11 protein-coding genes are annotated in these 18,928 nt (G+C 72.3%); 8 read left to right on the top strand and 3 right to left on the bottom strand.

The annotated features are described in order from the left end of the window. Window positions 1-421 precede the first annotated feature (421 nt). The 4 genes from pulA (at window position 422) to J2S46_RS12305 (ending at window position 10,983) form a co-directional block, all read left to right on the top strand. Entirely contained in the window at window positions 422-6,001 is a 5,580-nt protein-coding gene (pulA, locus tag J2S46_RS12320; RefSeq protein WP_191293365.1) for a pullulanase-type alpha-1,6-glucosidase, read from the top strand. Between the two features lie 673 nt (window positions 6,002-6,674). Beyond that, complete coding sequence (locus J2S46_RS12315; RefSeq protein ID WP_307349803.1) at window positions 6,675-8,999, top strand: M4 family metallopeptidase; 2,325 nt, start codon at window positions 6,675-6,677, stop codon at window positions 8,997-8,999. A gap of 329 nt (window positions 9,000-9,328) precedes the next feature. Further along, entirely contained in the window at window positions 9,329-10,648 is a 1,320-nt protein-coding gene (locus J2S46_RS12310; protein ID WP_191293704.1) for an ammonium transporter, read from the top strand. Then, window positions 10,645-10,983 (top strand): P-II family nitrogen regulator, encoded by a 339-nt coding sequence (locus J2S46_RS12305; protein ID WP_073923198.1) that lies wholly within the window; start codon window positions 10,645-10,647, stop codon window positions 10,981-10,983. The genes J2S46_RS12310 and J2S46_RS12305 overlap by 4 nt, the downstream gene beginning before the upstream one ends. Window positions 10,984-11,025: 42 nt before the next feature. Here J2S46_RS12305 and J2S46_RS12300 read toward each other — a convergent pair whose 3' ends face one another. Continuing rightward, window positions 11,026-11,856, bottom strand: a complete 831-nt coding sequence (locus J2S46_RS12300) for a hypothetical protein (RefSeq protein ID WP_191293703.1) — start codon at window positions 11,854-11,856, stop codon at window positions 11,026-11,028. Between the two features lie 143 nt (window positions 11,857-11,999). Then, the gene (locus J2S46_RS12295; RefSeq protein WP_191293702.1) at window positions 12,000-12,521 is read right to left on the bottom strand and encodes a SigE family RNA polymerase sigma factor; all 522 of its coding nucleotides are present in this window, start codon (window positions 12,519-12,521) and stop codon (window positions 12,000-12,002) included. A gap of 281 nt (window positions 12,522-12,802) precedes the next feature. On the opposite strand from J2S46_RS12295, the gene J2S46_RS12290 reads away from it, so the two are divergent. Both J2S46_RS12290 and J2S46_RS12285 read left to right on the top strand, forming a co-directional pair. Continuing rightward, window positions 12,803-14,950 (top strand): carbohydrate-binding module family 20 domain-containing protein, encoded by a 2,148-nt coding sequence (locus tag J2S46_RS12290; protein WP_191293701.1) that lies wholly within the window; start codon window positions 12,803-12,805, stop codon window positions 14,948-14,950. Between the two features lie 356 nt (window positions 14,951-15,306). Further along, window positions 15,307-15,558, top strand: coding sequence for a hypothetical protein (locus tag J2S46_RS12285; protein ID WP_191293700.1), 252 nt, complete (start codon window positions 15,307-15,309; stop codon window positions 15,556-15,558). A 79-nt stretch (window positions 15,559-15,637) separates the two neighbouring features. Here J2S46_RS12285 and J2S46_RS12280 read toward each other — a convergent pair whose 3' ends face one another. Continuing rightward, entirely contained in the window at window positions 15,638-16,381 is a 744-nt protein-coding gene (locus J2S46_RS12280; protein ID WP_191293699.1) for an SDR family oxidoreductase, read from the bottom strand. Between the two features lie 536 nt (window positions 16,382-16,917). Here J2S46_RS12280 and J2S46_RS12275 point away from each other — a divergent pair. Both J2S46_RS12275 and J2S46_RS12270 read left to right on the top strand, forming a co-directional pair. Further along, window positions 16,918-17,961 (top strand): alpha/beta hydrolase, encoded by a 1,044-nt coding sequence (locus tag J2S46_RS12275; RefSeq protein WP_191293698.1) that lies wholly within the window; start codon window positions 16,918-16,920, stop codon window positions 17,959-17,961. 193 nt (window positions 17,962-18,154) lie between these two features. Then, window positions 18,155-18,892 (top strand): hemerythrin domain-containing protein, encoded by a 738-nt coding sequence (locus J2S46_RS12270; RefSeq protein WP_191293697.1) that lies wholly within the window; start codon window positions 18,155-18,157, stop codon window positions 18,890-18,892. Window positions 18,893-18,928: the final 36 nt, after the last annotated feature.

Genomic DNA, 18,928 nt, shown 5'->3' with positions numbered 1-18,928 from the left:
CGATCTAGGAGTCTAAGCGGGGGGTGGCCGGTGAACGGGAGCGGCCCGGGGGAGGGGGTGCGGCCTCCGGGGGAGCGCGATGCCGACGGGTGCCGGGCCGGGCGCTCGCCCCGGCGGTGGCCGGGGCCGGCGGTCCGGCGGCCCGCCGGAGACCCGTTGGGCCCCGGCGGGCGGCGAATCCCGCCCACGGACGTCCCGACCCTCACCGGGACCCCGCGCGGTGCGGCCCCGCTTCCACCGGCGGCCGTCCGTCCTCGTGCGACGGGTCGGGGCACTCCGGGAGGACCGGCGGTGGCGGTGTGTACGGCAGGGCGCGCGGTAATGACTCTGGGGGGTTCCGGCGGGCGGGTCAAGAGGTCGGTGGAAACAATTTCAGCATCTTGCTGAAACATCTTTCAACCACTAGCGTCCACGCCACTCGATGGCGCTCGGACGGCCTGCCGGCCGTGAGGTGCCCCATCCCGCCTGCCCGCCCCAAGGGAGCCCCTTCGTGGCCGACGTCCAGCCCCGCCCGCAACGGAGCACGACCACCTACCGCAGACCCGGCCGCGCGGCCGTCCTGCTCGCCGCCTCGCTGATCGCGGCCACCCTCGGCAGCGCCGCGCCGCTCGCCGCCGCCGCCACCCCGCCGGCCCCGCCGTCGGACGCCTCGCTCGCCGCGTCGGCCGCCCGGCACGACCTCACCCGCGAGCAGTTCTACTTCGTCCTGCCCGACCGGTTCGCGAACGGGAACACCGGCAACGACACCGGCGGCATCACCGGCACCCGGCTGGACAACGGCCTCGACCCCGCCGACAAGGGCTTCTACCACGGTGGCGACCTCGAAGGCCTGATCAAGCAGCTCGACTACATCCAGGACCTCGGCACCACCGCGATCTGGATGGCGCCGATCTTCAAGAACAAGCCCGTCCAGGGCACCGGCGACAACGCCTCGGCCGGCTACCACGGCTACTGGATCACCGACTTCACCCAGGTCGACCCGCACTTCGGCACCAACGAGCAGCTCAAGGAGCTGATCGCGAAGGCGCACGCCAAGGGCATCAAGGTCTTCTTCGACGTCATCACCAACCACACCGCCGACGTCATCGACTACGCGCAGAAGCAGTACACCTACCGGTCGGAGGGCGCCTACCCGACGCTCGACAAGGACGGCGCCCCGGTCGACGAGACGGCCGCCGCCGACGCCGGCACGGCCTTCCCCAAGCTCACCGGGAACTCGTTCCCGTACTCGCCGACCTTCGGCAGCGCGGCCGACGCGAACGCCAAGACGCCCTCCTGGCTGAACGACCCCTCGCTCTACCACAACCGGGGCGACTCCACCTTCGTCGGCGAATCGGCCACCGAGGGCGACTTCTCCGGCCTGGACGACCTCGACACCCAGAATCCGCAGGTGGTCAAGGGATTCGAGAAGGTCTACCAGACCTGGGTCAAGGACACCGGCGTCGACGGATTCCGGATCGACACCGTCAAGCACGTCAACATGGCCTTCTGGCAGCAGTGGGCGCCCTCGCTGAAGGAATTCGCCGCGAAGCAGGGCAACAAGAAGTTCTTCATGTTCGGCGAGGTCTACTCCGGCGACCCGGCCATCACCTCCCCGTACGTCACCAAGGGCAAGCTGCAGGCCACCCTGGACTTCCCGTTCCAGAACGCCGCGCGCGCCTACGTCTCGCAGGGCGGCTCCGCCAAGGCGCTTTCCGACGTCTACGGCCAGGACTACCGCTACACCACCGCGGACACCGACGCCTACGAACTGCCGACCTTCCTCGGCAACCACGACATGGGCCGGTTCGGCAGTTTCCTGCGCAGCGACAACCCGGGTGCGGACGACGCCACGCTGCTCCGGCGCGACCGGCTCGCGAGCGAACTCCAGTTCCTCACCCGCGGCCAGCCGGTCGTCTACTACGGCGACGAGCAGGGCTTCACCGGCGCGGGCGGCGACAAGGACGCCCGGCAGGACATGTTCGCCTCGAAGACCCCGTCCTACAACAGCGACCCGGTGATCGGCGGCGCCACCGGCTCCGCCGACCGCTACGGCAAGGACGGCTCCCTCTACACCGGCATCGCCGACCTCGCGGCGCTCCGCAAGGCGCACCCGGCACTCGCCGACGGCGCGCAGATCGAGCGGTACGCGGCCGACGGCGCCGGCGTCTACGCCTTCTCCCGGATCGACGCCGGCCAGCAGGTCGAGTACGTGGTCGCGGTGAACAACTCCACCGAGCCGAAGAGCGTCACGCTGGACACCTTCTCGGCCGGCCAGACCTTCGACCGGCTCTACCCGGCGGCCGGCGGCCAGACCGTCAGCGGCGCCGACAAGAAGATCACCGTCGTCGTCCCGGCGCTCTCCTCGGTGGTCTGGAAGGCCGCCGGCAAGCTCGCCCCGGTCGCCGCCGCGCCGCAGATCACCCTGCGCGCCCCGGCCGACGGCTCCACCGGCACCGTCACGGTCGGCGCCGACCTCGACGGCGGCGGCTTCAACCGGGTCTCCTTCGCCGCCCAGGTCGGCAACGGCCCCTGGCAGGTGCTCGGCACCTCCGACAACGGCAGCAACAAGGTCACCCAGGACCTCGGCTCCGTCGCGCCCGGCACCGTGGTGCGCTACAAGGCCGTCGTCCAGGACTCCAGCGGCCACCTGCGCTCGGCCACCGGCGGCTTCACCACCGGCACCCCGGCGCCCACCCCCGCTCCGAGCGCCACCGCCCGGCCGTACGCGATCGTGCACTACCAGCGGGGCGACAAGAACTACGACGGCTGGAACCTCTACGCCTGGGGCGACATAGCCGACGGGGAGTCCACCACCTGGCCCGCCGGGCACGCCTTCACCGGCCGCGACGCCTACGGCGCCTTCGCCTACGTGAAGCTGAACAGCGGTGCCTCGGACGTCGGGTTCGTGGTCGAGAACAACGGCACCAAGGACGTCGACGGCGACCGGCACATCGACGTCGGCGCCACCGGCGAGGTCTGGATCAAGGAGGGCGACCCGACCGTCCGGACCACCAACCCGGGCCCCGCGGACACCCAGCCCGCCGACACCGCGGTGATCCACTACCACCGCGCGGACGGCAACTACGACGGCTGGGGCCTGCACGACTGGACCGGCGCGGCCACCCCCACCGACTGGGGCAACCCGCTGATGCCCGTCCGCAAGGACGCCTACGGCGCGGTCTTCGAGGTGCCGCTCGCCGCCGGGGCCACCAGCCTCAGCTACATCATCCACAACGGCGGCGACAAGGACCTGCCCTCCGACCAGTCGCTGGACTTCTCGGTCAGCGGCCACGAGGTCTGGCTGATCGGCGGCCAGGAGGGCCACCTGCTGCCGCAGAGCGCCACCACCAGCGCCCAGCTCGACCTCGGCTCCGCCAAGGCGCAGTGGATCGACGCCACCACCGTCGTCGTCCCGGCCAACTTCGGCGCCGCCGACGGCGCCCTGGCCGGCGGCACCAGCGCCCAGCTGGTCTACGACCCCGAGGGGGGCCTCAAGGTCGACAAGGGCGTGCTCAACAAGGACGGCCGCTGGCTGCGCCTGGAGCAGGCCAAGGGCGGCCTGACCGCCGCCCAGAAGGCCAAGTTCCCGCACCTGGCGGGCTACCGCGCCTTCACCGTCGACCCCCGCGACGCCGGCCGGGTCACCGCCGCGCTCCGCAGCCAGCTGGTCTTCACCGAGCACCTGCCGACGGGCGCCACCCTGGCCGCCACCGGCGTGCAGATCCCCGGCGTGCTGGACGACCTGTACGCCGCCAAGGCCGCCAAGGCCGACTTCGGCCCGCAGTACTACAACGGCAAGGTCGCGCTCTCGCTCTGGGCGCCGACCGCCATCGAGGTGTCCGTCCAGATCTTCGACGGGCCCACCGGCGGCACCCCGAAGACCGTCCCGCTGAAGCTCGACGACGAGACCGGCGTCTGGGAGCTGGTCCGCGACGCGGCGGAGCTGAACGGCAAGTACTACGTGTACCAGGTGAAGGTCTGGGCGCCGAGCGTCCAGCAGAACGTCACCAACCTGGTCACCGACCCGTACTCGGTGGCGCTCTCCACCGACTCCAGGCGCAGCCTGGTCGCCGACCTGAACGCCAAGGAGCTCAAGCCCAAGGGCTGGGACAACCACGCCGTGCCGAAGGCGATCCCGGCCGGCCAGCAGCAGATCCAGGAGCTGCACGTCCGGGACTTCTCGACCGCCGACACCACCGTGCCGGCCGCCGAGCGCGGCACCTACCTGGCCTTCACCGAGTCGCAGTCGGCCGGCATGCAGCACCTGCGGGACCTCGCCAAGGCGGGCGTCACCACCATCCACCTGCTGCCGACCTTCGACATCGCGACCATCCGGGAGAACCGGGCCGACCAGAAGCTGCCGGCCTGCGACCTGGCCTCGCTGGCGGCCGACAGCGAGCAGCAGCAGGAGTGCGTGGCGGCCGTCCAGGCCGAGGACGCGTACAACTGGGGCTACGACCCGCTGCACTACAACGTGCCGGAGGGCTCGTACGCGACGGACCCGAACGGGACGGCCCGCACGGTGCAGTTCCGCCAGATGGTGCAGGCGATGCACGAGGCCGGCCTGCGGGTCGTCCTGGACGTCGTCTACAACCACACCGCCGCCGCCGGCCAGGCCGAGCACTCGGTGCTCGACAAGATCGTGCCCGGCTACTACCAGCGCCTCGACGCCGCCGGCAAGGTCACCACGGACAGCTGCTGCGCGGACACCGCGCCGGAGCACGCCATGATGAACCGGCTGGTCGTCGACTCGGTCACCACCTGGGCCCGCGAGTACAAGGTGGACGGGTTCCGCTTCGACCTGATGGGCCTGGACCCGAAGTCCACCATGCTGGACGTGCAGGCCGCCCTGCGGAGGATGACGCCGGCCTCGGACGGCGTCGACGGGAAGAACATCTTCCTCTACGGCGAGGGCTGGAACTTCGGCGTGGTCGCCGACAACGCCCGCTTCGTCCAGGCCAGCCAGCTGAACATGGGCGGCACCGGCATCGCCACCTTCGACGACCGGGTCAGGGACGCGGCGCGCGGCGGCAACTACCAGCTCTCCTCCGCCCCCCAGCAGGGCTTCGCCTCGGGCCTGTTCACCGACCCGAACGGCTCGGCCGACAACGGCACGCCCGAGCAGCAGAAGGCCCGGCTGCTGCACCAGATGGACCAGATCAAGGTGGCGCTGACCGGCAACCTGGCCGGCTACTCCTTCACCGACAGCTCGGGCAAGGCCGTCACCGGCGCGGGGGTCGACTACAACGGCTCCCCGACCGGGTACGCGGCCAAGCCCGGCGAGTCCGTCGAGTACGTGGACGCGCACGACAACGCCGACCTGTTCGACGCCCTCGCGTTCAAGCTGCCGGTCACCACCTCGCCGGCCGACCGGGCCCGGATGCAGGCGCTGGCGCTGTCCCTGACCACCCTGAACCAGGGGGTGGGCTTCGCCCAGGCGGGCAGCGACCTGCTGCGCTCCAAGTCGCTGGACGCCAACTCCTTCGACTCCGGCGACTGGTTCAACTCGATCCAGTGGAACCCGGCGCAGGGCAACGGTTGGGGCCGCGGCGTGCCGATGGCCGCGGACAACAAGTCGATGTGGCCGGTCTCCAAGTCGCTGCTGGCCAACCCGAACCTCAAGGTGGGCGCCGCCGACATCGCCTCGGCGACCGCGATCTACCAGCAGTTGCTGAAGATCAAGCAGTCCTCCCCGCTGTTCGCGCTGCCGACGGCGGCCGAGGTGCAGCAGCGCCTGTCGTACCCGCTCTCCGGCACGGCCGGCGAGACGCCGGGCGTGATCACCCTGCACCTGGACGGCACCGGCCTGAAGGGTGCGGAGAAGGGCATCACCGTGGTGTTCAACGCCACGCCCACCGTCCAGAAGCAGAGCGTGGCGGCGCTGAAGGGCACTCAGCAGGCCCTGCACACCGTCCAGGCGGGCGGGTCGGACCAGGTGGTCAAGGCCTCCGGATTCGACGCCGGTACGGGCACGTTCACCGTCCCCGCGCGCACTGTCGCGGTGTTCGTGCAGCGCTGACGGACCGGTTGTCGGAGCGGCCCCGCGTCACACCCCCACGTGTGACGCGGGGCCGCTCGTCGTGCTCCGCCGACGGGGCGGGAGCGGCGGGGGAGGCGCCGGTGGCCCGTGCGCCGGCCCGTTCCCTGGGCGTTCCGGTGCCCCGCGGTGTCCGGCGAGGTGTCCGGGGCGGCGTCGCCGGGTGTCCGGATGGCGCTTCGGGTGGCTGGAAATCGTCGGTGGCACGCGGGTCGCTGTGACGTGCCGGGGGCGGTCGGCGCTGGGGGAGAGGGCCCGGCCGGGGCGTACGGGCCTGGCGCTGGTCAGTGCTTTCCGCGCGTGGCCCGGCCGTCCGGCAGTAATGAAACTCATCTCCAGAAGTGCCCCTGCCTGTAACACGGTTGGCATCCACCGATGACCACGGGGGGTGGCACGAATCGGCCAATCACTGGCATGCATCTGTCATTCACGGCTCGTTTACTGCCACGATTCCTCCGGCTGCAGACGCGGGGGTCCCCCACCCTCCGATGCGGTCGCATCAGGTCAGGTAAGGCGCATCGCACTTCCTGCACCACTCCGGATCACCGCACCCGCGCCGCGCACCGGCGGCCGGGCGCCCCCACTGTGCCGCAACCCCGCGGCCAGGTTCTCTCCACCGTCCGCCAACCCGCGGCCGGTCGGAAAAGGAGTCCGTATGCCCCGCTACACCCATGCCCGGAAGGCCGCGGTTGTCATGGCCGCATCCACCGCGCTGCTCGTGACCGGCATCCCGGTCATCGCGCAGGCGGCCAGCCCCACGCCTTCCGCAGCCGCCCAGACGGTGGCCGGCCGGGACGCGCTGATCGCCTCCGCCAACCAGCAGACTGCCTCGCTCGCCCAGCAGCTCGGTCTGGGCACCCAGGAGAAGCTGGTCACCAAGGACGTCGTGCAGGACGCCGACGGCTCCCGGCACCTGCGCTACGAGCGGACCTACGGCGGACTCCCCGTCCTCGGCGGCGACCTGATCGTGCACCAGAACGCGGCCGGCGCCACCCAGGGCGTCACCAAGGCCAGCGAGGCCGTGCTCACCGGCGTCAGCACCACGCCCGCGCTGGCCGCCCCGAAGGCCCAGGCCGCCGCGCTCGCCGCCGAGTCCGGCTCCGCCCTCGACACCGCCCCGCGGCTGGTCGTCTGGGCCGCCGACGGCGCCCCGAAGCTCGCCTGGGAGACCATCGTCTCCGGCAAGGAGAGCGACGGCACCCCGAGCCGCCTGCACGTCATCACCGACGCCACCACCGGCGCGGTGCTCGGCAAGGCCGAGAGCATCAAGACCGGCACCGGCACCGGCGTCTTCGTCGGCAACGTGCCGCTGACCACCACGCTGAGCGGCTCCACGTACCAGCTCAAGGACGCCTCGCGCGGTGGGATGTACACCACCAACATGAACCACGGCACGTCCGGCAACGGCACCCTCTACACCAAGTCGACCGACACCTGGGGCAACGGGCAGGCCAGCAACTCCGAGTCCGCCGCCGTCGACGCCCAGTACGGCGTGGGCGCGACCTGGGACTACTACAAGAACACCTTCGGCCGCAACGGCATCCGCAACGACGGTGTCGGCGCCTTCAGCCGCGTGCACTACGACAACAACTACACCAACGCGTTCTGGGACGACGGCTGCTTCTGCATGACCTACGGCGACGGGTCGGGCAACACCCACCCGCTCACCGAGATCGACGTGGCCGGCCACGAGATGAGCCACGGCGTCACCGCCGCCACCGCCAACCTCAACTACTCGGGCGAGTCCGGCGGCCTCAACGAGGCCACCTCCGACATCTTCGGCACGATGGTGGAGTTCTACGCCAACCTGCCCACCGACGTCCCGGACTACCTCATCGGCGAGGTCATCGACCTCAACGGCAACGGCACCCCGCTGCGCTACATGGACAAGCCCTCCAAGGACGGCAGCTCGGCCGACTCCTGGTACTCGGGCGTCGGCAACCTGGACGTGCACTACTCGTCCGGCGTCGCCAACCACTTCTTCTACCTGCTGTCCGAGGGCAGCGGCGCGAAGGTCATCAACGGCGTCAGCTACAACAGCCCGACGGTGAACAGCATCGCGGTCACCGGCATCGGCCGGGACAAGGCCGCCGCGATCTGGTACAAGGCGCTCACCGCGTACATGACCTCCACCACCAACTACGCGGCCGCCCGCACCGCCACCCTCAACGCCGCCACCGCGCTGTACGGCGCGAGCAGCGCCGAGTACAACGCGGTCGCCACCGCCTGGGCCGGCGTCAACGTCGGTTCGCTGCCGTCCGGCAGCGTGACCGTCACCAACCCGGGCAACCAGAGCACCGCGGTGAACGGCACCGCCAACCTGCAGATCGCGGCCTCCGGCGGCACCGCGCCGCTGACCTTCACCGCGACCGGGCTGCCGACCGGGCTGTCGATCAGCTCCACCGGCAAGATCACCGGTACCGCCACCACGGCCGGCACCTACAACGTCACGGTGACCGCCAAGGACGCGGCCAACAAGACCGGTTCGACCTCCTTCACCTGGACGGTGAGCACGGGCGGCGGCAGCTGCACCCCGGCCCAGCTGCTCGGCAACGCCGGCTTCGAGACCGGCACCGCCGCCCCCTGGACCACCACCAGCGGCGTCGTCGACAACAGCTCCGGCCAGGCCGCCCACGGCGGCAGCTGGAAGGCGTGGCTGAACGGCTACGGCTCCACCCACACCGACAGCGCCGCGCAGACCGTCACCATCCCGGCCGGCTGCAAGGCGACGCTGAGCTTCTACCTGCACATCGACACCGCCGAGACCGGCAGCACCGCCTACGACAAGCTCGCGGTGACCGTCAACGGCACGGCCCTCACCACCTACTCGAACGTGAACGCCGCGGCCGGCTACCAGCTGCGCACCTTCGACCTCTCGGCCTACGCGGGCCAGAGCGTCACCCTGAAGTTCAACGGCACCGAGGACTCCTCGCTGCAGACGAGCTTCGTGATCGACGACACCTCCATCGCCACCAGCTGAAACCCGGGCCGGTGACGGCCAGGAGACAGGTGAGCACCGCATGACGGCAGGGCCCGGCAGCAACCGCTGCCGGGCCCTGCCTGTCGGCTTTCCGCCGTCGCCCGACCCCGTCGGCCGAGCGCCGGCGGTGAGCGGACCGAAATGCGGCGGCAACACGAAACACGGCGGAAACACCGGTGTCTGCAACAAGAAATTTGGCCGGGCAACACTCTCCCATCCGACTCGCGCGCAAACCCCGCCCACCGGTCGCCCCTCCCCACCCCTCCGGCGGCAACCGGGTACGGCACCTCCGTCTGCGCGGGCCGCCGCTTGGGAAGGCACCGATCCGCATGCTCCTGGCTGAAACGACCACCGGACTCGACACCGGTGACACCGCCTGGCTGCTCGCCAGCACCGCCCTCGTCCTGCTGATGACTCCCGGCCTGGCGCTGTTCTACGGCGGCATGGTGCGCACCAAGAGCGTGCTCAACATGATCATGATGAGCTTCGTCTCGATCGCGGTGGTCACCGTGGTCTGGCTGCTGGCCGGCTACTCGCTCGCCTTCGGCGCCGACGCGGGCGGCTGGGGCCTGATCGGCGGCCTCGAACACCTCGGAATGGCCGGAATCACCCCCTCCTCGCTCACCGGCCACGTCCCGACCGTGCTCTTCGCGACCTTCCAGCTGACCTTCGCGATCATCACCGCCGCCCTGATCAGCGGCGCCATCGCGGACCGGGCCAAGTTCGGCTCCTGGGTGGCCTTCACCGCCGTCTGGACGCTGCTGGTCTACGTCCCGGTCGCGCACTGGGTCTTCGCGCCGGGCGGCTGGATCCTGTCGAAGCTCGGCGCCCTGGACTTCGCCGGCGGCACCGTCGTGGAGGTCAACTGCGGCGCCAGCGGCCTCGCGCTGGCCCTGCTGCTCGGGCCGCGCCTCGGCTTCCGCAAGGAGGCGATGCGCCCGCACAACCTGCCGCTGGTCCTGCTCGGGGCCGGCCTGCTCTGGTTCGGCTGGTTCGGCTTCAACGGCGGCTCCGCGCTCGGTGCCAACGGCCTGGCCGCCTCCGCCCTGCTCAACACCCAGGCGGCCGGCTGCACCGGGCTGCTCGGCTGGCTGCTGGTGGAGAAGCGCCGGGACGGCCACGCCACCACGCTGGGGGCGGCCTCCGGCGCGGTGGCCGGCCTGGTCGCGATCACCCCGTCCTGCGGCAGCGTCGACCTGCTCGGGGCGCTGGCGATCGGGCTGGCCGCGGGCGTGGTCTGCTCGTACGCGGTGAGCTGGAAGTTCCGCTTCGGCTTCGACGACTCGCTCGACGTGGTCGGCGTGCACTTCGTGGCCGGCGTCATCGGCACCGTGCTGATCGGCCTGTTCGCCACCGCCACGATGACCGGCGGCCCGGCCGGCCTGCTGCACGGCGGCGGCCTGGCGCAGAGCGGCAAGCAGCTGGTCGCGGTGGTCGTGGTCGGCGCGTACGCCTTCGCGACGACGTACGGGATCGGGCGGGCGATCGACCGGGTGATGGGCTTCCGCGCCCCCGAGGAGCACGAACTCACCGGTCTGGACCTCGCCGTGCACGCCGAGACCGCGTACGATCACGGCGTCCTGGGCCATGGAACGACGGCCCACGCCGTCGTGCTCACGCACTCGTCCGACAAGGCCTCCACCAAATGAAGCTGATCACCGCGATCATCAAGCCGTTCAAGCTGGACGAGGTCAAGAACGCGCTGCAGGCCATCGGGGTGCACGGACTCACCGTCACCGAGGCCAGCGGCTACGGGCGCCAGCACGGCCACACCGAGGTGTACCGGGGCGCCGAGTACCGCATCGACCTCGTCCCCAAGGCACGGATCGAGGTCGTGGTCGAGGACGAGGACGCCGACCGGGTGATGGAGACCGTGGTGGCCGCCGCCCGGACCGGCAAGATCGGCGACGGCAAGGTCTGGGTCGTTCCGGTGGACGGCATCGTGCGGGTCCGCACCGGCGAGCGCGGCCCCGACGCGGTCTGAGACCGCCGGCACCGGGCCCGGCCCGGTGCACCCGCCCGGCCGTCAGGGGCCGTCCCGTCCGGCGGCCGGGCGGCGGTCCATCGCGCCCTCGGCCAGGCTCTGCCAGCGGTAGTTCTGCGCGATCCACTGCCAGGTGGCGAGGTCCAGCGGCGGGCTCGCCCGGGTGAGGCGGCCGGACAGGGTCGGGTCGGTGGGCTCGTGCAGGGTGCCGTTGTGCACCGAGACGGCCACCCGGGTGCCGTCCGGGCCGGCGTACCAGATCCGGTAGGTGGTCCAGCCGGTGGCGGGCGGGCTGAGGACCTCGGTCACCAGGGCCCCGGGACCGGCCGCCTCGGTCCGGCAGGTGTAGCCGCTCTCCGGTCCGGCGCTCGCCCTGGCCCCGCAGGAGGGACCGGTCGCGGTGGAGGCCGGGCCGTGCAGTTCGACGGCCACCGTCACCGCGCCGTCGCCGTCGTCGTAGCGGACCCACAGGGCCGCGTCCAGCCGGGGATCGGGCCGGATCTCGTCCCCGAGGGGGTCGGACGTGACGGCCGCCCGGGGGCCCAGCAGCTCCACGAGCGCCTTCTGCATCGCGCTCACCAGCGCGGTCGCGTCCGTCGCACCGGTGGTCGCGGAAGGCGCCGGGGTCGCCGGCGCCGTGGTCCGGGTGGCGGCGGTGGTCGGGCCGGCCGGGCGCTGCGGCAGGCCGAGGACGGCCCCGGTGAGGGCGAGGGCGGCCACCGCGGCCACCGAGCCGGCGATCTTCAGCCGACGGCGCAGCAGCAGCCGGCGGCCGCGCCGGTTGGCCTCGGCCACCATCACGGCGACCGGGGGGCGCAGGTCTTCGACGCTCTCGGCCAGCAGCCTGGCGAGCTCGTGCTCAAGGTCGTCCAAGGCCGGTCCTCGGGTCGGTTCGGTAGGGGGCGGTGGCCGGCCGCGGGGCCGGTGCCCGGTGGTCGGTGCCGTGGCGGAGCGGTGGCGGGCCCGGCGCACGGCGGTACTGGCGGGGCGCGCGGCCGGCCGGTACGGGCGGGTGGTCAGGGCTGCAGCAGCAGCTCGCGGTCCTCGGCGAGGATCTCGCGCAGCCGGGAGAGCGAGCGGGTGCTGAGGCCCTTGACGGCGCTCTGGCTGGTGCCGAGCATCTCCGCGACGGCCTCGATGCTGTGGTCCTCCAGGTAGCGCAGGACGACCACGGCCCGGTTGCGCGGTGGCAGCTGGCGCAGCGCGGAGACCAGGGTGAGCCGCAGTTCGGTGCCGGGCCCGGTGAGGTCGTCCAGGGTGGTGGGACAGTCGGGGACGTCGGCGACCGCGATCTCGTCGGAGCGCCGCAGCCGCCGGTGCGAGAGGTAGCAGCGGAGCAGCACCTTGCGGGCGTAGGCGTCCGGCGAGGGGTTCTCCTCGTCGCGGTGGAGCCGGCCCCAGACGGCGTACATCTTGGCCAGGGTGGTCTGCACGAGGTCCTGCGCCTGGTGCCAGTCGCCGCACATCAGGTAGGCGACCTGGAAGAGCCGGCCGGCCCTGGCGGCGGCGAACTCCTCGAAGCCGGTCGTGTCGTCCATGCCGCCCGCCCCCCGTGGCCCGCTCGTCCCCGTGCCGTGCTTTCCGTCCCTACAGGTACCCCACGCGTCGGCGCGGCGAAAGGTCTCACGGGCGCGGGACGGAAGTCCGAATCGTTGCGTACAGGAGTCTTGACGCACCGTCGCAGTGGTCATAGGTTCGGCGCTGCAAGTTTGCTGAAACTTTCAAGAAACTTGCGCAAGAGGAATTCCTGCCCCCACCCGTCCGTGCTCCCCGCAAGCAGGGACGGCCCAGGCTGCCACCTCAGCCCCCAGGAGACACCGTGGTCACCGCTACCCCCGTCCGCCGGCGTGCCCGCGTCGCCGGAGCACTCACCGCCTCCGCGGCGCTCGCGCTCTCGGTCACCGCCGCGCTCGGCGCCGCCCCCTCGGCCCAGGCCACCCCGCCGGGCAGCAAGGACGTCACCGCCACCCTCTTCGAGTGGCGCTTCGACTCCGTCGCCAAGGCCTGCACCGACACCCTCGGCCCCAAGGGCTACGGCTTCGTCGAGGTCTCCCCGCCGCAGGAGCACATCCAGGGCTCCCAGTGGTGGACCTCCTACCAGCCGGTCAGCTACAGGATCGCCGGGCGCCTCGGCGACCGGACGTCCTTCCAGAACATGATCAACACCTGCCACGCGGCGGGCGTCAAGGTGGTCGCCGACTCGGTGATCAACCACATGTCGGCCGGCTCGGGCACCGGCACCGGCGGCACCAACTACACCAAGTACAACTACCCCGGGTACTTCCAGGACCAGGACTTCCACTCCTGCCGCAGCGCGATCAGCAACTACGGCGACCGGTCGAACGTCCAGAACTGCGAACTGGTCAACCTCTCGGACCTCGACACCGGCAGCGCGTACGTCCAGCAGACCATCGCCAACTACCTGAGCGACATGGCCGGGATGGGCGTCGACGGGTTCCGGATCGACGCCGCCAAGCACATCGCGGCAGGCGAACTCGCGGCCATCAAGGCCAAGATGGCCAACCCGAGCGCCTACTGGGTGCAGGAGGTCATCTACGGCGCCGGCGAGCCGATCCAGCCCTCCGAGTACACCGGCACCGGCGACGTCGACGAGTTCCGCTCCGCGACCTGGCTGAAGAGCGCCTTCAACGGCGGCAAGATCTCCGACCTGTCCGGCTGGGGCAGCGGTCTGCTCGGCAGCGCGCAGGCCCGGACCTTCGTCGACAACTGGGACACCGAGCGCAACGGGTCCACCCTCAACTACAAGTACGGCAGCGCCTACACGCTGGCCAACGTCTTCCTGCTGGCCAACCCCTACGGCGCGCCGAACGTGTACTCCGGGTACGCCTTCGCGGGCAACGACGACGGCCCGCCGAACGGCGGCACCGTGAACGCCTGCTACAGCGACGGCTGGAACTGCACCCACGCCTGGCGCCAGGTCGCCAACATGGTCGGCTTCCGCAACGCGGTCGCCGGCACCGGCATCACCAACTGGTGGTCCAACGGCAACAACGCCATCGGCTTCGGACGCGGCAGCAAGGGCTACGTGGCGATCAACCGCGAGTCCGGCGCCGTCACCCAGACCTTCCAGACCTCGCTGCCGGCCGGCACCTACTGCGACGTGCAGCACGGCGACCCGACCGCCGGCGGCGGCTGCAGCGGCCCCACCTACACCGTGGGCGGCGACGGGAAGTTCACCGCCACGGTGGCGGCCGGGGAGGCGGTCGCGCTGTACGTCGGCGCGAGCGGCGCCTCGCCCAGTGCCACTCCGTCGGCCAGCACCTCGCCGACCTCCGGCGCCAACAGCGCGACGGTCTTCTACAGCACCGACAAGAACTGGTCCGCCTACGACATCCACTACGCCCCCACCGGCGGCACCTGGACCACCGCGCCCGGCGTCGCGATGGACGCGGCCTGCACCGGCTGGGTGAAGAAGACCGTCAGCCTGGGGAGCGCCACCGGCCTGGCCGCCACCTTCAACAACGGCTCCGGCACCTGGGACAACAACAACAGCGCCAACTACGCCCTGGGCACCGGCAACGTGACGGTCAAGGACGGCGTGGTCGGCAGCGGGGACCCGTGCGGCACCGCCACCGCGACGCCGACCGCCACCGCCACCGCCACCGCGACGCCGACCGCCACCGCCAGCCCGAGCGCGACGGCCACCGCGGTCGCCGCCGGCGCCTCCTTCGCGGTGAACGCCACCACCGTGGTCGGCCAGAACATCTACGTGGTCGGCAGCATCGGCTCGCTCGGCGCCTGGGCCCCGGCCCAGGCGCTGCCGCTCTCCTCGGCCGCCTACCCGGTCTGGAAGCTGGACGTCGCCCTGCCGGCCGGTACCGCGTTCGAGTACAAGTACATCCGCAAGGACGCGGCGGGGAACGTCACCTGGGAGTCCGGGGCCAACCGCACCGCGACCGTGCCGGCCTCCGGCAAGGTGACGCTGAGCGACACCTGGCGCGCCTGACCCGTCGTTCCCGCCACCGCCGCGAGCGCGGTGGCCCCGACCGCCGGCGCCGGCCACCCCCGGCGCCGGTACCGGGCCGGATCCGACCCCGGCCCGACCTTCGGCCCGCCCGGCTCCGACACCGGGCGCGACCCCGAACGGCCGCCCCGCCCCCCGGTCACCGGTGAGGCGGGGCGGCCGCCGGTTTCGGGGGCAGCCGGCCTCGGGGCGCCGTCGGCCTCGCGGTGCGGTGGGCGCCTGCCCGCAGCCCGGGCCCGCCGGGGGTTCGTCAGCTTCGCGCCTCGGCGATTGCCCCGGACGAGTGGCTTCGCACCGTCAAACCACCCGTACAGGTCGAAGGCTGGCAGATTGGGTGAATGGCCCCCACCACCCCCAACAGCCCCGCCACTCCCAGCCGTCCTGCCATCCTCGACGTCGAACTCTGCGGCGGACGCTGGGACGGCCACCGCAAGCGGGTGAACGCCCTCGCCCCGCCGCCCTCCCTGCGGATGGTGCTGCGCGCCGAACTGCCCGCGACCGAGAGGGGCGAGTACTGGCCCACGACCAGCGTCTACCGCCTCGACCAGGACGGCCGCAACCGGCGGTACCGCCACTCACACGACGAGTGAGCCCCCCCGGGGCACGGCGGCCGCCGCCCCCGCGCCGGGTGCGGGCCGGTGCGGCCGGCGGCAGTGGCCGGGCCTCCGGTCAGCCCCGGCCGATGTAGGGCATCGCCGTCGCCATCACCGTCGCGAACTGGACGTTCGCCTCCAGCGGCAGCTGCGCCATGTGCCGCACGGTGCGGGCGACGTCGGCGACGTCCATGGTCGGCTCCGGGGCGATCCGCCCGTCGGCCTGGCGGACACCGCTGCTCATCGCCGCCGTCATGTCCGTCGCCGCGTTGCCGATGTCGATCTGCCCGCAGGCGATCCGGTACGGGCGGCCCTCCAGCGAGAGCGACTTGGTCAGACCGGTGACGGCGTGCTTGGTCGCGGTGTACGCGACCGAGTGCGGGCGCGGGACGTGCGCGGAGATCGAGCCGTTGTTGATGATGCGCCCGCCCTGCGGGTCCTGCCCCTTCATCAGGCGGAACGCGGCCTGGGCGCACAGGAACGCGCCGGTGAGGTTGAGGTCGACCACCGCGCGCCACTCGGCGTGCCCCAGGTCCTCGACGGGGGTGGGGGCGCCGAAGGTCCCGGCGTTGTTGAAGAGCAGGTCGAGCCGGCCGAAGCGCTCGGCGGTCTCCGAGAACAGGGCGTCGACCGCGCCGGGGTCGGTCACGTCGGTGGGGACGGCCACGGCGTCGCCGCCGCAGAGCCGGGCCGCCTCGCGCAGCGGCTCGGCGCGCCGCCCGGCCAGGAACAGCTGCCACCCGTTCGCCGCGAGCTCCAGGGCGACGGCGCGCCCGACGCCGGTCCCGGCTCCCGTGACGACGGCGATCTGCTGGGGCATGGCGGGCTCCTCGTCGGCGGTGCTGGTCCGGTCCTGGCGGACTCCCGGTGCCGGTCACCGGGGCGGTACTCCTGATCATCGGCGATCGGCCGCCCCGCGTCACTGGTGGGAGGTGCCGAAGATGGGCGCGCCGGGCCGGGGCCGGACTGGCGGGACGTCCCGAAGCCGGCCCGCCCGCCCGCCGGCCCGCCCGCCGGGCCCGAGCCAGGCCGATCAGGGAGCCCCGTCCGGGGCTCCGCGCCGGGCACCCCGCCGTCCGGCGGGGGTCGACCGCGCACACCCCCGCCGAACGGCAGGGGAGCGGCCCGCCGGCCCGCCGGATCCCGCGAAATCCCCGGGACGCCACGTCGGCGGGCGCAACCGGCCCGCCGGGGGGCACGTCATAGGATCGCGGGGAGGCGCGCCGCCCCCTTCCGGGACGGCGCGCAGTACCGGGGTCCGCGCCACCCGCCGCCCCGGCCCCGCCACGGCCCCACCCGGGGGCCACCGCCGGCTCCCGACGGAGCGGGCGTGACACCGGTCGGAGAGTTCTCACCGTGCAGCCGCAGTCCATCCGTTCCCGTGCCCTTCTGACCGGCGCCGCCGCGGTCGCCCTGGCCGTCTCGCTGGCGGCCTGCGGGAGTACCAGCAGCACCGGGGCGGACGGCAAGGCCAAGGGCGCCCCGCCGGCCACCGGGTCCGCGGCCGCGGCCGGCACCCCCAGCGCTCCGCCCACCACCACGGCTCCGCCCAAGCCCAGCAAGGTGCTGATGCCGACCGGGCCGGCCGCCGCCTTCGGCAAGGCCCGGGACACCGCCGCCGGGCAGATCCTGATGACCACGCTGGCCGGTCCCAAGTCGGGCGTGTCGGGCAAGGTCTGGGTCTGGCTGCCGCCGGAGTACAACGACCCGAAGTTCGCCAGGACCGGGTTCCCGGTGCTGACCCTCTACGCGGGGGGCCAGAGCGCCGGCTACAACACCTGGACGGACAACCAGCTGCCGATCCAGGAGGCCGACGCCGAGCTGTCCAAGCAGGGCAAGGCGCACCCCTTCATCATGATCATGCCGGTGCAGAACCTGGACTCCAACGAGGCCAAGGCCCTGGAGTGCAGCGACATCCCCGGCCAGCCCAGGATCGGCACCTGGATGGCCGAGGACATCCCCGACTTCGTGCGCGCCAACTTCCGCACCCTCAAGGGCCGGGACGGCTGGGGCCTGATGGGCGCCTCCACCGGCGCGTTCTGCAGCGCCAAGCTCGCGCTCCAGCACCCCGACAAGTTCAAGGCGGCCGTCCCGATCGACGGCTACTTCAACCCGGACTCCCCGCTCTGGAAGGGTCACGACGCGGACCGGCTGGCCAACAGCCCCGACGTGCTGGTCGCCCAGGGCAAGGCGGACGTCCGGATGCTCGCCACCGCGGGCGGCGCCAACGGGTACGAGATGAAGCTGGTGAAGGAGTGGGTGGCGAAGGCCGCCGCCCCGCTGACGGTGGAGTACTTCGAGCAGGCCGGGGGCAAGCATCTGACCACGGACTTCAAGAAGATGATCCCGGACACCCTGCAGTGGCTCAGCAAGAACCTGGCGGGGCCGGCGGCGGACTGACCGGGGTGCCGGCGGCCCCACGGGTGGGGCCGGCGCTCCGCGGCCGCCCCGCCGGGCGGCCGCGACCGGGCGCCCGGCAGGCCGGAGATCCGGGTCCCAGGCCGCTGACCTGCGCGTCAATCGGACATTCATTCGCTCCTGATCGACTGTCATCACCCTGGTGATCCCAGACCCGGCCTGCGAAGAGAGCGTCATGCCCAGCCACCTGTTGCCCGTCAAGCCCCCGCACGTCCCCGCTCAGACGGACCCCCGGCACGAGCAGGACACCGACGACACGGACACCCGCCTGCGCTTCGCCGGCCTGACCCTGGTGCACGCAGCGCTGCGCCGCGACCTGCGCCGGCTGCCCGACGCGCTGCGCCTGCTGCAGCCCGGCGACGAGACCCAGGGCCAGGCCCTGCAGCGGCACTGGGACTTCCTCACCGCGATGCTCACCTGCCACCACGAGCAGCAGGACACCCGGCTCTGGCCGCTGCTGCGCCGCTTCGCCCCCGAGCTGCGCCTGCTGCTCAACTGGCTGGAGGACGACCACCACAACCTGGACCACTCGTTCACCCGGGTCACCACCCTGGTGCGGATCGCCACCCGGGACGCCGGCAGCACCTGGCCGGTCGCGTACGCGATCGAGGACCTGGCCGCCCGGCTGGAGACCCATCTGCGGATCGAGGAGCGGCAGTTGCTGCCCCGGATGGCGAAGGTCTTCGCCGAGACCTCCCGGGTCGGCACCCTGCCCGAGCTGCTGGACCTGCTGCGCGCCGCGAACGGCCCGGGCACCGCCGACGCGATGACCTGGCTGCTGGACGGCGTGGACGAGTGGACCGTCCAGCGCCTGCTGGCGGACTGCGACGACACCACCGCCCGGCACTGGCCGCACTGGCGCGCCACCTACGAGCGCTGCACCAACCCGCTCTGGGGCCCCGCCACCGACTGACCGCCCCGGCCTCACCCGCCCGTCGCCGGCAAGGCC

Source organism: Kitasatospora herbaricolor, from assembly GCF_030813695.1.
In the GTDB taxonomy this organism is placed as follows: Bacteria; Actinomycetota; Actinomycetes; order Streptomycetales; family Streptomycetaceae; genus Kitasatospora; species Kitasatospora herbaricolor.
The sequence above is the reverse complement of the archived record's forward strand: the minus strand, read 5'-3'. Positions and strand labels throughout refer to the sequence as shown.

Bases quoted from the DNA above. Each gene is read 5' to 3' on its own strand.
- J2S46_RS12280 (WP_191293699.1), bottom strand. From the start codon at position 16,381: ATGCCCCAGCAGATCGCCGTCGTCACGGGAGCCGGGACCGGCGTCGGG.
- J2S46_RS12270 (WP_191293697.1), top strand. From the start codon at position 18,155: ATGCCCAGCCACCTGTTGCCCGTCAAGCCCCCGCACGTCCCCGCTCAG.
- J2S46_RS12295 (WP_191293702.1), bottom strand. From the start codon at position 12,521: ATGGACGACACGACCGGCTTCGAGGAGTTCGCCGCCGCCAGGGCCGGC.
- pulA (WP_191293365.1), top strand. From the start codon at position 422: ATGGCGCTCGGACGGCCTGCCGGCCGTGAGGTGCCCCATCCCGCCTGC.
- J2S46_RS12310 (WP_191293704.1), top strand. From the start codon at position 9,329: ATGCTCCTGGCTGAAACGACCACCGGACTCGACACCGGTGACACCGCC.
- J2S46_RS12285 (WP_191293700.1), top strand. From the start codon at position 15,307: ATGGCCCCCACCACCCCCAACAGCCCCGCCACTCCCAGCCGTCCTGCC.
- J2S46_RS12315 (WP_307349803.1), top strand. From the start codon at position 6,675: ATGCCCCGCTACACCCATGCCCGGAAGGCCGCGGTTGTCATGGCCGCA.
- J2S46_RS12305 (WP_073923198.1), top strand. From the start codon at position 10,645: ATGAAGCTGATCACCGCGATCATCAAGCCGTTCAAGCTGGACGAGGTC.